General features: G+C 63.7%; 10 protein-coding genes and 1 pseudogene. 3 read left to right on the top strand and 8 right to left on the bottom strand.

Annotation, left to right across the window (positions count from 1 at the left end; translation table 11 throughout):
- Window positions 1–124 (top strand): annotated as a pseudogene (locus tag TL10_RS30770) (IS5 family transposase); the annotation flags it as partial.
- An 8-nt stretch (window positions 125–132) separates the two neighbouring features.
- On the opposite strand, the gene TL10_RS26660 reads toward TL10_RS30770, so the two are convergent.
- Both TL10_RS26660 and TL10_RS26655 read right to left on the bottom strand, forming a co-directional pair.
- Window positions 133–459 (bottom strand): hypothetical protein, encoded by a 327-nt coding sequence (locus TL10_RS26660; RefSeq protein ID WP_131630820.1) that lies wholly within the window; start codon window positions 457–459, stop codon window positions 133–135.
- Between the two features lie 201 nt (window positions 460–660).
- Window positions 661–2,022, bottom strand: a complete 1,362-nt coding sequence (locus TL10_RS26655) for a PucR family transcriptional regulator (protein ID WP_131630819.1) — start codon at window positions 2,020–2,022, stop codon at window positions 661–663.
- 346 nt (window positions 2,023–2,368) lie between these two features.
- Between TL10_RS26655 and adhP the strand changes: the two genes are divergently transcribed.
- The gene (gene adhP, locus TL10_RS26650) at window positions 2,369–3,436 is read left to right on the top strand and encodes an alcohol dehydrogenase AdhP (RefSeq protein ID WP_043988027.1); all 1,068 of its coding nucleotides are present in this window, start codon (window positions 2,369–2,371) and stop codon (window positions 3,434–3,436) included.
- A gap of 95 nt (window positions 3,437–3,531) precedes the next feature.
- Here the strand turns inward: adhP and TL10_RS26645 are convergent, their stop codons facing one another.
- The 4 genes from TL10_RS26645 to TL10_RS26630 form a co-directional block, all read right to left on the bottom strand.
- Entirely contained in the window at window positions 3,532–4,188 is a 657-nt protein-coding gene (locus TL10_RS26645) for a MadR family response regulator transcription factor (RefSeq protein WP_043396677.1), read from the bottom strand.
- A 4-nt stretch (window positions 4,189–4,192) separates the two neighbouring features.
- Window positions 4,193–5,575, bottom strand: coding sequence for a MadS family sensor histidine kinase (locus TL10_RS26640; RefSeq protein ID WP_082068099.1), 1,383 nt, complete (start codon window positions 5,573–5,575; stop codon window positions 4,193–4,195).
- A complete protein-coding gene (locus TL10_RS26635) occupies window positions 5,572–6,768 on the bottom strand; it encodes an iron-containing alcohol dehydrogenase (RefSeq protein WP_043988031.1) in 1,197 nt (398 codons plus the stop codon). Before TL10_RS26635 ends, TL10_RS26640 begins: the two co-directional genes overlap by 4 nt.
- A 159-nt stretch (window positions 6,769–6,927) precedes the next feature.
- Window positions 6,928–8,322: a TIGR00366 family protein gene (locus TL10_RS26630; protein ID WP_192830314.1), complete on the bottom strand. Its 1,395-nt coding sequence runs from the start codon at window positions 8,320–8,322 to the stop codon at window positions 6,928–6,930.
- 318 nt (window positions 8,323–8,640) lie between these two features.
- Here TL10_RS26630 and TL10_RS26625 point away from each other — a divergent pair, with 318 nt between their 5' ends.
- Window positions 8,641–9,465 carry an SDR family NAD(P)-dependent oxidoreductase gene (locus TL10_RS26625; protein ID WP_043988025.1) on the top strand — a complete coding sequence of 275 codons (825 nt, stop codon included), beginning with the start codon at window positions 8,641–8,643 and terminating at the stop codon, window positions 9,463–9,465.
- A gap of 33 nt (window positions 9,466–9,498) precedes the next feature.
- Here TL10_RS26625 and TL10_RS26620 read toward each other — a convergent pair whose 3' ends face one another.
- Together TL10_RS26620 and TL10_RS26615 are read right to left on the bottom strand one after the other, a co-directional pair.
- Window positions 9,499–11,337 carry an acyl-CoA synthetase gene (locus tag TL10_RS26620; RefSeq protein ID WP_043988024.1) on the bottom strand — a complete coding sequence of 613 codons (1,839 nt, stop codon included), beginning with the start codon at window positions 11,335–11,337 and terminating at the stop codon, window positions 9,499–9,501.
- Window positions 11,334–12,200: a fumarylacetoacetate hydrolase family protein gene (locus tag TL10_RS26615; protein ID WP_043396670.1), complete on the bottom strand. Its 867-nt coding sequence runs from the start codon at window positions 12,198–12,200 to the stop codon at window positions 11,334–11,336. The genes TL10_RS26620 and TL10_RS26615 overlap by 4 nt, the downstream gene beginning before the upstream one ends.
- Window positions 12,201–12,245: the final 45 nt, after the last annotated feature.

Here is a 12,245-nt window from a genome sequence, read left to right as displayed (position 1 = left end):
GCAGTGGCGCGGTGTTGCGACCCGCTACGACAAATATGCCCTGACCTACCTCGGCGGTGTCTTGTTGGCCTGCGCCGTCATCCACTCCCGCGTGGGAACTCTCAAATTGGGAGACACGCCCTAGTCGCGTGTTCAGGGGCGGGCGAGTTTGAGGGAGTGCCCAACAGCGTCCATGACCACCCCTTTGATGTACTCCGCAGAGGCGCGTCGGCCGGGGGCTCCCTGGGTGAGGATCATGCCCGTGACCAGATGAAAGATCGCCTGTGCGTCGGTGTCCGGACACGGTGACGACATCTCGCCTGTCTGGCATCCAACGTGAATCGCGTCGCGCAGCGGCTCGATCAATGCGTCCACGAGCGCATCGATCTGGTCGACGTGCTGTCCCGAACGATTGAGCCAGATTGACGTCAGCACTGATGCCTCGCCGCAGCGTTCCATCGGGTAGACGTGGTCGATCATCGTCGCGATGTACGAGTGAATACGCTCGGTCGGACTCGTGCACTGGGTGGCCGCATGCCGCAACTGTGTTGCCGCGCTGCGGAGTGACTCGTGATGCTGCACAGCTGAATTCACATCTCGTTCCGTGTTATCGGGTCAATAGGTTTGGGGATACGCATGACTCGAGTTTGATGGCGAAGGCGTGACCGATACCTGATCCGGCTAGCCAGGATTGGCCAGATTTGTCGCAGCGGTTGGCTTGCCCGCGTGGTCGATGGCGTAGACAGTCATCGCCGCGGCGAGCAATCGGGATTGCTGGGGATCGGTGGGGTCGTAGCCGGTGATGTCCTGAATGCGACGAAGGCGGTAGGTCAGCGTATTGGGATGAATGAAAAGCTCTGCGGCAGCGGCTTTCCGGTCGGCGCCATGGTGCAGATGCGCTTGGAGGGCTTGGAGTAACCCTGGGTGGTCGCTCAGCGGTGCGATGTGACGGGCGAGCAGATCGCGGGCCGGTCCGGGGCGCGTCGACTGGTACTCGAACAGGATGTCGGTCAATTGGTAGACGCCGGGCTCTCTACCGAGTTTCCTTGCGAGGGAGGTGATTTCGTCGGCCTCTGAGACCGCTGTGGGAATGGCGCCCAGCTCGGCTCTGGCGTGGTACGCAGCGTAGAACGCGACGTCGAGCCGTTCGGAGAGTGCGTCGATCAGAGTGCGGAGGTGTACGGGAATCTGGGGGTCGGCATCCTGTTCAACCGTAGGCGCGGGCAGCAAGATGACGCCCGTGTGACCATCGAACGTGTTGAGGATTTCGCTGGCTCCGCGTCCATAGAACACCTGGTTGGCCAGGCGTAACCGCCTGCGTGCCGCCAGAATCTCGTGGGTGGTGCGCGGTTCGTCGGCATCCACCCGAAACACCAGGACCTCGTAGCGCTCGCTCAGCTTGATGCCGACCTGCTTGGCGACTGTGGCGCGGTCGGGTTCGCCGGCGATGAGGGTGGCGCATAGCGCGCTCAACTGGTGGCGGGTGTTGGCACGGAGTGCAAAATCTGAGTCCTGATAGACCTCGGTCATCAGAACGCTGATGGTTCCGGTGAGATCGGCGAGGTACATGCCCAACGCGGCGATCGTTTCCGCGTCACCGTCGGTTGCTTCTTCCAGCACGATCTCCCACAGCTTGCGGATGCCCGCGTGCAATGCGGTGAACAGGAACGGCAGGGGGATGCCATCCTCGGCATGTCGCTCCGCCACCGGAAGCACGAATGTGGCTGCTTCCGCCGCGGTCACCCTGCGCCCTTCAGTGATCAGGGCGAACCCGTAGAGAAATCCGCCAACGATGTACGGGACGACCTCGTCATCGAAGTGATCGATCGGTATCGCGGTGGGCCACTCGATCGATTGGACAGCTTCATGGAGAAGCTCCGTGGCGATCTCATCGACCCGATCCTCGATGACCTTCCGCAATGGCGAATCCGCCGGGATCGGCGGCAGCTGGGCAGGGGAAGGCACGTGCAGATTGTGATCCATCACAATGGGTAAACGGAAGATGCTGGGACAAATCGGGTCAAGATTTGTTTCCGGCGCCAAAAGTGGGCTCGATTTTTCTCGTCGGTCCTCAGTTGCGTTCGGCGGTGTCAGAGCGCGTAGGGCGCGATGAGCGTGGCGGCACGAGGCGCCGGCTGTCGTCCCGTGGTCGCGGACCTGTCCAATCGGGCAGTTTCTCACCCGCCCGGCGGGTCTGGTATTGCGCCCAATCGGGGCGGGCGCCGGCTCGTCGCTGTCAATAGCGTTGTGCGGTATGAGTATTGCGCGATTGGCTCGGCGTTGCTGGGCCGTTCGCGTCGCCGCCGGTTCCCGTATGCCGAGTCTCGACCCTCAGCGGTCCGGCTCAAAGATCTTTCGCAGAAACAACTCTCACGAATGGAATGGATCAATGACACAAACGCTGGCTTCTGACACCGTCGCCGCGCGCACCGACACCATGCGGGCTGCGGTCGTCACCGATTTCGGTGTGCCGCTGCAGGTGCATGATGTGCAATTGCCGACGCCGGGCTACGGTGAAGCCCTGGTCAAGCTCGAGACTTCGGGTGTCTGCCATACGGATCTACATGCAGCGCATGGTGATTGGCCGATCAAGCCGCAGCCACCGTTTGTGCCGGGCCACGAAGGCTACGGCACGGTCGTCGCCCTCGGCGAGGGGGTTGTCGACCTGTCGGTCGGAGACAAGGTCGGCAACGCCTGGTTGTGGTCAGCTTGCGGTCGCTGCGAATACTGCCGGACCGGGTGGGAGACTCTGTGCGAAAGTCAGCGCAACGGCGGATATTCAGTCAACGGGAGCTTCGGCACGTACATGCTGGTCAACGCCGACTACGCCGCGCGCATCCCTGACGGTGCCGATCCATTGGAAATCGCCCCGATCCTGTGCGCAGGCGTCACCGTCTACAAAGGTCTCAAGGTCACCGACACCCGGCCCGGCCAATGGGTGGCGATCTCAGGCATCGGCGGGCTGGGTCATATCGCGGTCCAGTACGCGCACGCGATGGGTTTACGTGTTGTCGCAATCGATGTCGACGACGCCAAACTGGCGCTCGCCACCCGACTCGGCGCCGAGGTCGTCGTCAATGCACGGACCACTGACGTCGTCGAGTCGGTGCAGCAGGCCACCGGTGGAGTCCATGGCGTGCTGGTCACCGCCGTGCACCCGCAAGCGTTCGGCCAAGCGATCGGACTGGCCCGTCGCGGCGGCACAATCGTGTTCAACGGGCTGCCCCCGGGAGATTTCCCGGCACCGATCTTCGACATCGTTCTCAAGGGACTCACCATTCGCGGGTCGATCGTCGGAACCCGTCAGGACATGGCCGAGGCTCTGGATTTCTACGCCCGAGGCCTGATCAAGCCAACCGTCACCAGCGCGCGTCTCGATGACATCAACGATGTCTTCACCCGGATGGAACGAGGACAGATCGACGGGCGCGTCGTCATCGACTACCGAAACGACTGACAGCGGGGAGCGTCGTGTGACGGACGACGCCGGTCGCCTGGAAGAGGTACCGCGCGGGCCAGCACCCGTTGCGGTACCTCTTCCGCGTGGGCTGACTAGATCAGGCCTTTTTTGCTGGCGGCGTAGACCGCCTCGGCGCGCCGGCTGACCGCAAGTTTGCGCATGATATTGCTGACGTGGAACTTGGCGGTCGTTGCCGAAATGAACAGGGTCTCACCGATCTTGTGGTTGGACAGGCCTGCAGCGAGCAGTCGCAACACTTCGAGTTCCCGCTCGGTGAGCGTCTCGCGTGCTTGGCCGCCTCCATTGAGGGAGCGGACCACGGCGGCGGCGCTGCGCGAGTCGAAGGCGCTCTGCCCGATGGAGATGGCGCGGATCGCCCGTACCAGCTCGGTGGTGTCGACGTCCTTGACCACGTAGCCACGCGCTCCCGCGTGCACCGCGCGTACCACCAGATCCTCGTCCAGGAACGTGGTCAGCACCAGCAATCCGATATCGGGATGTGCGCCAGAGAGCTTGGTGCACAACGATAATCCCTCGAAGTCCGAACCCGCCGAGAGTTTGAGATCGAGCAGCACCACGTCAGGACGTGTGGCCGCGACGACGGCCTCGGCCTCCGGCTCGCTGGACGCTTCGCCGACCACGATGAGATCGTCTTCACGTTCCAGCAGTGAACGCAGGCCCTGCCGGAGGATGGCGTGGTCGTCGACCAGCGCGAGCCGGATCGCCTTGGTCTTGGTGTCAACAGTCATCGAGTCACTCCTTCGGGTGGAACTCGGTTGTGCTCTCAGGGTTGCGCGGAATGGTCGCGACCACCCGCACTCCACCGATGCGTGATCGGCCGACAGTGAAGGTCCCGCCGTATTCGCGGCACCGGGCCAGCATGTTGGCCAGCCCGCGATGATGCCCGTCGAGGTCGGCGACATCGGCCAGCCGCAGCATCAATCGAAGTTTGTCCGGGTCACCGATGCCGTCATCAGATATCGACAGGGTGACCCCAGCGGCGCGGTAGCTCAGCCGCACGATCGCCCGTGAGGCGCGACCGTGCATCGCGGTATTGAACAGTGCCTCACCGGCAACTCGAAGCAGGCTGCGTTCGACTCCGCTGGGCAATTCAGCGACAGTGCCGTTGACCCGGAGCGTCACCCGCAAGTCTTTGGGCATGTGCACCGTGGCGAGCTGTTCGAGTAGCTCTGGGAGGCTGGATCGGTCGGAGTCGGTGGAATGGTTGAGTGCGTAGATGGCCGACCGTAGCTGCTCGACCGCCGACCGCGTGAGGGTCTTGGCGGTGTCCAGTCGTTCTACCAGATCTGCTGCACCGGAACGTGATTCGATCTCACTGCGGCACACCTCGATCTGCATGCCGGCTGACAGCACAGTTTGCGCGACACTGTCGTGCAGTTCCCTCGCAATCCGCTGCCGCTCGGAATCCAACACCTGATGGCGTTGTGCCGCACCGAGTTCGCGTTTGGTGGCCAGCAGCTGCGCATTGCGGGCCTCGGACTGGGCCAGCAAGGTTTGGGAGCGCTGGAACAGTTCGCAGTTCTGCAGCGCTACCGCGGTCTGGCTGGCCAGGATTCGCATCACCGTCTCATCAATCTCGTCGAGCAGCCGGTGCGGTGGCGTCCAGGCAGCGAATGCTCCGATCACGCCGCCGTCGAGTTCGATCGGGACGTGCGAGTGGTGGCTTTCGATCACCGGTAGCCGGAATTGGGCGAGCCGCCCGCGCAGGACGTCGTTGAGGCGGTTCAGGACGGCGTCCGGCAGGTGCGGTACCGGATGCTTGGCGCCGGATAGACCTTCGAACGAGTACGCATGCCCGTCGGCATCGAGGATGAGATGGCGCGGACGTGCCTCGGGCAATGCGCCGTCAGCCAGAGCCAGCAGCACCCATTCGGCGCCGAGATGGGTGCGGGCCGCCTCAGCTACTGCCCGCACCAAGTTTTCGGGCCCATTGACGGTTTGCACCAGGGCCCGGGAGATGGCGCCGAGCGCCGCTATCACCCGTTCGGTTCGCTGCGCGGCCACCCGGAACTCGGGGTAGAAGGTGCCCTTGCCGGACCGAACCCCGGTCAGTTGGTCCAAATCCGGCATCATCGCCCTGGGCGGGACCACCGGGTTGCCGGGCATCGCGGTCATAGCGCCGCCCGGAACAGCGCGCGCAGCTGTGCATCGTCGATGGGGCGAGGGTTGGTGGTCAGGCACGCGTCCTGCAGTGCGTTGCGCGCCAGCACCGGCACATCAGCGTCGCGGACGCCCAGCTCGGCGAGGCCGCGCGGCACTCCCACCTGTCTGGCCAGCTCTTCGAGGCGATCCGCAAGGGCCAGTGCGGATTCCAATTCGGGAGCCCGCTTGTCGGCCAGCCCGAGGCAGGCGGCGATGGTGGCGAACGGCGCCGGGTCGGCCTCGGCGTTGAACCGCACCACATGGGGTAGCAGGACACCGTTGATGACACCGTGCGGCAAGTCGAGCAGCCCGCCGACTTGGTGGCTCATGGCATGCGCGGCACCCAAGATGGCATTGGTGAATGCGAGGCCGGCTTCCAACGCGGCTTGCGCCATCAGTACCCGGGCGGGCATGTCGTGCGGCCGCTCGATGGTGGTGACCAGGTTTTCGGTGACCATTACGACGGACCGCAGAGCGTGGTGGTCGGTCAGCGGATTGTGTCCCAGCGACACGAATGCTTCGATGCCGTGTGTGAGGGCATCCAATCCCGTTGCCGCGTTGAGCCATTCGGGCATGGTGGTCAGTAGGCGCGGGTCGATGACGGTGATGTCGGGCACCAGGGCACGGCCCAAGATGGTGATCTTGGTATTGCGGGTGGTGTCGGTGACGATGCAGAACTGGGAGACGTCGGCGCCGGTGCCCGACGTGGAAGGCAGCACCACCAGCGGCGGAATCGGTGCGGTGGCCTTGTCCACGCCCGCGTAATCGAGGATGTTGCCGCCGTTGGCTGCCAGGATCGCAATGCCCTTGGCGGCATCGATGACCGACCCGCCGCCCAACGCGATGAGCACGTCGCAACCCTGCGAGCGGTAGAACTCGTGGCCCGCGGTGATTTCGTGGTCTTTCGGGTTCGGGGTCAGGCCGCTCCATACTTGCGCTTCGACGCATTGGCTGCGTAGATGCCCGATCAGTTCGGCTACCCACCCCGCCTCGATAAGCCCAGGGTCGGTGACCACCAGCGGCCGCAGGCCACCCAGGCGAACGGCGGCGTGCGCTGCCTCCACCATCGAGTCGATGCCGAACACGATCTCAGGGGCATGGAATTTCAGCAGCCGAGTCGGTGGGGCCGTCGCCACCGTCGTCGCCGCGAGCTGCGCGGGCGACACCACATCGAGTCTCACCAGACCGATCCCTCATCCTGTGATGCAGGTAATACACCTAGCCTACGGCGCGCCGTCGTCTGGACCAATGGTCAGGTGGATAGGCCCACCACCTACCCGATCGGGCAGGTAGTCGTCTGGCTGTGGTGCTGCGTTTAGGTGGCGTCAGAGCACGTGCGGTGCGATGAGGGTGGTAGCACCCAACACCACCGTCCCGATCAGGAAAGCGACCACCGTAAAACCCATCACCTGGCGGACATTCAGTTTCGCGATTGCCAGCAGCGGCAGCAGCCAGAACGGCTGGATCATGTTCGCGACGCCCTCACCCACAGCGACTGCCATCGAGATCAACCCCAGATATGCCGGCGAATGCTGGCCGATCGCCAGTGCCGAGTCGACCGCGATCGGACCCTGCACAGCCCAGTGCCCGCCGCCGGACGGGACGAACAGGCTGATGATCAACGAGCCGATGAAGGTCAGGAACGGCAGCGTGTGCTCGGTCGCTCCATTGACGACCGCTTCGGCCAGCAGCGTCTGCACCGGCTTGTCGCCCTTCGCCGCTTGGTAACCGAGTAGGCCGACCAGACCGCCGTACAGGGGGTACTGCAGGAGCAGCGGACCGGACACCTTGGCGGCACCGGTGAACGCCCGGATGAAACGGATCGGCGTGCGGTGCAGCAGCGCACTGGTGATCGTGAACAACATGATCATCGAGGAGATGTTCAGGGCGAAACCGCTGAGCACGAAATAGGCCATGCCCGCGGCGAACACGAGGACATTGAGAATCCAGAGGTTCTCCAGCCATTCGGCGAAAGTCTTGTTGCCTGCCGCCGGCGAAGCCGACAATCCGGCATGAGCGTCGGCGTCCGCCTGGTTTTCGTCCTCGAAGACCGCGGGGTCGGGCGCGAGGCTCTGCGTCGGTGCCATGTGCCAGACGGCGAGCGCGAGGATCGCCAGTACGACGATCGCCGACAGCCAGCTGTAGGGCTGGAAGATGGTCTGACTCAACGGAACAGTGATGCCGGTCAGTTTGTGGATCACGTTGATCGGGCTGCCGCTGTCGGTGTTCGCAAGCGCGATCGACGACGAAAGCCCCTGTGTCCAAACGATGAAGCCCATGAATGCCGCCGCGATCAGGTAGCCGAAATGCGCGTCGGTCATGCGTTTGGCGACCTGCCGGGCGACCAGAGCACCGGCCACCAGTCCGAGTCCCCAGTTCAGGAGGGACAGCACGGCGCTGACGCTGAAACAGAGCAGGGCGCCCTGGACCTGGTTGTTCGGCTTACTCGCGATATGGACGATGGCTCGCTTGAGGACGGGCGCTTCGGCGAGCGTGTAGCCCGTCACCAGGATCAGGACCATCTGGAACGCGAACGTGAAGATGTTCTGCGATCCCCACACTCCGCCGTACCAGGCCTTGAGCATGCCACTGGGCGTGGCGCCCTGCACCAGGAACGCGACCAGGCCGGCGACGATCAGCGTCAGGATGACGGCGAACAGGTACGGGTCGGGCATCAGGCGTTCGACATAGCGGACACACAGTGCGGTGAAGGACTGCATGATGCCGCGACGTTCGGGCTTGGTCTTCGCCGCCGCACTTACGCCGCTCGGGTCGTCGTTCATTCGATCTACCTCCGGAAACGCAGTTTTCCTCAATAGACCGGGGTAGGAGGTCCTTTGCCGTTCTGAAACGGCGAGGGATTGCTCCGCGGTGGTGCACTTTGCACATCAAATGTTGATATTTGGGATACGTGCACCTTTCGCCCAGTGCGCTGGTCCGCTGATCATCAGTGCCGACGTACTTGACACTCACAGCCGACGTGGCTCTGTTCAGGTCCGGCGAACTCGCCCCGCAGTCCCACCTCAGGAGGTACACACGTGAGCACGTCATTTGAAGGAAAAGTCTGCGTCATCACCGGCGCCGGGTCGGGCATCGGCCGTGCGCTGGCGGTGCGTCTCGCCGCCAAGGGTGCGAAGCTCGCGATCTCCGATGTAGACGTCGACGGCCTCGCCGAAACTGAACGCCTGGTGCGGCAATTCGGTGTCGAGGTCAAGGCCGACCGGCTCAATGTCGCTGAGCGCGAGGCTTTTCTGCTGTATGCGGACGATGTCGCCGGCTACTTCGGCAAGGTCAATCAGGTATACAGCAATGCGGGTATCGCGTTCACCGGCGACGTGGAGCACTCGGACTTCAAAGACATCGAGCGCATCATGGACGTCGATTTCTGGGGCGTCGTCAACGGCACGAAAGCGTTTCTGCCGCACCTGATCGCCTCCGGCGACGGCCACGTCATCAACGTCTCGTCTCTGTTCGGCCTCATTGCGATCCCCGGCCAGAGTGCCTACAACGCAGCGAAATTCGCCGTTCGTGGGTTCACCGAAGCGCTGCGTCAGGAGATGATCGTGGCGGGTCATCCCGTCTCCGTGACGTGTGTGCATCCCGGTGGTATCAAGACCAACATCGCGAACAACTCGACCGCAGGCGAGGGACGGGATGCGCAGCGGCTTGCCGAGGTCTTCAACAAGCGGCTCGCCCGGACGAGCGCCGAGGCTGCGGCCAAGACCATCACCGACGGGGTCGAGACGAAGAAGGCCCGCGTGTTGATCGGTCCCGACGCGATCGCGCTGGACCTCATGGCGCGGGTCCTGGGTTCGGCCTACCAGCGCCTCGTCGCTGTCGGGGCCGGCCGTCTGCTGAAGTAGGCGCAGCAGTGTAGCGAGTTCTTGACTCCTCCGTCACGCTGAGGTGGAGTTGGCAACCTCATAGCTGAATCCGTAGCGGGACAGCCGATTCCGGATCGTTCCAAGAATTCCGTGGTTGGCGCCGTCGACCAATTGAACCGTTGCGTGCGCACGCCCGTCCACATCGGCGACGACAACTGTGGCGCTGAGCTTTGACTCTTCCAGTTCTTGCAGCACCACCCGACGTATCGAGTCGTGTGCCAGTGGGACCTTGTGGACTTTTCCGACTGCGGTCACGGGTATCGCATCCACGATGTGGAAGAACTTGGGAACCGATGCCGGCTCGGGGCAGTGAGCCGTGGCCCATCGCCGGAGGGTGTCTGCGCTCGCGGTTGCGCCGGCGCGCAGGACAACATATGCGGCTGGGACCTCGCCTGAATGCGCGTCCGGTCGTGGCACGGCGGCGACGGCGACCACGTCGGGGTGGGAGAGCAGGGCCTCCTCGATGAGTCTCGGATCGATGTTGTGACCACCGCGGATGATCAGGTCTTTGGCGCGGCCAGACAGATAGACAAACCCATCGGCGCCCACTCGTCCCAGGTCGCCCGTCAGCAGCCAGCCGTCCTCGATAACTCCGGTCGGATCGGGAGCCGGACCATTGGGCCCTTGCCGCAAATACCCTGGGAACACAGCGGGTCCAGAGATCGCGAGCACGCCGACCTCCCCGGCAGGGCAGTCGTCAGCCGGGCGCCCCTCATCGTCAAGGCGGACTGCCTTGACCTGTTGGTAGGGCAGCGGCAGACCCACGCTTCCGTACCGGGCGTCGCCCAACGGGACGAACGTGCTGGCGCAGGTCGCTTCCGTCAGGCCATATCCCTCGATCATCGGTATGCCGGTCGCCGCCTCGAATTGTGTTCGCACGGCTGTCGGAAGCGCTGCGGCTCCAACGATTCCCGCGCGCATGCTGGAGATGTCAACGTCGTCGGGAACCGGAGGCAGGGAGGCATACACCGTGGGCACCGCCGAGAAGGTGGTGATCCGAAAGTGTTCGACGATCCGCCAGAAGGCGGCGACGGCCTCACGATCACGAAATCCCAATGGTCCCAATGCCACAGTGGTGCCGCCGGCGAGGAGGGGCGTCAGAGTGGTGACGATGACCGCGTTGACGTGGAACAGCGGCAGGCCTGACAACACACATAGCTCCCCGCCGAACGCGCCATGAGTGCCCAACGCCCACGCGAGGTAGATCTCGGCGGCGTGTGTGTGCGGCGCGACCTTTGGTGTTCCGGTTGTGCCGCCGGTGTGGAAGTAGGCAGCGAAGTCGCTCGACGATCTCCTCGTTGCGATGCTCAGCCGTGCAGCGGACCGAGCCGCACACAACTGGTCGAAGTCGCCGGCCCAGCGGTCGGGTGGACTGTGCACAGGGCCGCCCACAGTGATCAGTGCAGTGATCTCGGGGAGCGCTGCGAGCACCTCGCACGCCTTGTCCCAGCCGTCTGCGTCGAGGCTCGGTGCCGGTGCGACAAGGACATTGGCGCCGGTGAGCCTGAATATGTCGATGACGTGTTCGGTGGCCAGCATCGGGTTGACGGAGTTGACGATGCCTACGGCTTGCGCTCCGAGTAGCGCGGGATAGCTCGCAGCCGTGTTGGGCAGCAACAGGCCAACGACTCCACCACTGGGGAGCCCGACGTCGAGATACGTGTTGGCAGCTTGGGTGACGCGGCCAAGTAGGTCGTTGTACGTCCACGTCGTTGGTGTGCGCCATTTCGAACCGTCCGCGAGCAGATGTAACGCGGGTTTGTCGCCGAAGCGGACGGCAGACCGCACCAGTAGGTCGTACGTGGTCTCGGGAAGATTCTGTTCAGCCGGCGTCCAGATATTGGGGGTCATGCCGCGGATACTCGGTTGCGCAGCACTCCAATGCGTTCGATGGTGACCTCGACCTCGTCGCCGGGCCGCAGGTAGCGTCCCGTGAAGAAGCCGGCCCCGCTTGGTGTGCCGGTGCAGATGACGTCGCCGGGGTGAAGTGTCTGGTGTTTCGAGAAGTGCGCGACCAACTCCGCGATCGAATAGATGAAGCTACTGGTTCGATCATCCTGTCGCACTTCGCCATTCACGCGTGTCTGCAGCCTCAAATCGAGGCCGTCCGAGAACTCGTCTGCTGTCACGAGACAGGGGCCGAGGGGCTTGAAAGTGTCGAAGCTCTTCGCCACTCCGATCGACGCGACGGGATCGCCTGTCATGGCGCGTCGCTGAATGTCCCTGGCCCCGAGGTCATTTGCGATGGTCAAACCAGCCACATAGTCCCATGCCCGATCAACCGGAACTGATGCTGCGGCCTGGCCCATGACGACGGCGAGCTCGCCTTCATAGTCGACTTCGTCTGGTGCGATCACGGGCAACTTGATCTCTTCGGTCGGGCCGATGGTCGCCGATCCAGCGATGAGATGCATGTTCGGCTCGGTGGGCATGGCGATGTCGCCGCGACCCATGGCAGCGAAGGCCGCCAATGCCTCTTCGGCATGGCTCGGGTAGTTCAGGCCGACGATGAGGATCTTTCCGGGCCGGATGATCGGGGCCAAGAGCTTGGCTTCGGCCAGTTCGACCTCCTCGGTGAACGCTGCGCTTCGAGCGGCGTCCAGGCCGGGCCCCGACAACAGCTCGCCGAGGTCGCGGTAAGGGAGGTCGAGCAGCCCCAATGTGCCGTCGCGATCCTCTCTGCCGATGCCACGGTCAGTTGTGTACAGCCGCATGGGTTCTCCTCAGTCCAACCGAATCTCTTATCTATTAGTTAAGAG

Source organism: Mycolicibacterium llatzerense (genome assembly GCF_000878195.1).
In the GTDB taxonomy this organism is placed as follows: domain Bacteria; phylum Actinomycetota; class Actinomycetes; order Mycobacteriales; family Mycobacteriaceae; genus Mycobacterium; species Mycobacterium llatzerense.
Note: the sequence above shows the minus strand (reverse complement) of the source record. Positions and strands in the feature narration are given on the sequence as shown.

Excerpts from the sequence above, each read along its gene's own strand:
- TL10_RS26660 (WP_131630820.1), bottom strand. The coding sequence starts at position 459 with ATGATCGACCACGTCTACCCGATGGAACGCTGCGGCGAGGCATCAGTG.
- adhP (WP_043988027.1), top strand. The coding sequence starts at position 2,369 with ATGACACAAACGCTGGCTTCTGACACCGTCGCCGCGCGCACCGACACC.
- TL10_RS26645 (WP_043396677.1), bottom strand. The coding sequence starts at position 4,188 with ATGACTGTTGACACCAAGACCAAGGCGATCCGGCTCGCGCTGGTCGAC.
- TL10_RS26640 (WP_082068099.1), bottom strand. The coding sequence starts at position 5,575 with ATGACCGCGATGCCCGGCAACCCGGTGGTCCCGCCCAGGGCGATGATG.
- TL10_RS26630 (WP_192830314.1), bottom strand. The coding sequence starts at position 8,322 with ATGCAGTCCTTCACCGCACTGTGTGTCCGCTATGTCGAACGCCTGATG.
- TL10_RS26620 (WP_043988024.1), bottom strand. The coding sequence starts at position 11,337 with ATGACCCCCAATATCTGGACGCCGGCTGAACAGAATCTTCCCGAGACC.
- TL10_RS26615 (WP_043396670.1), bottom strand. The coding sequence starts at position 12,200 with ATGCGGCTGTACACAACTGACCGTGGCATCGGCAGAGAGGATCGCGAC.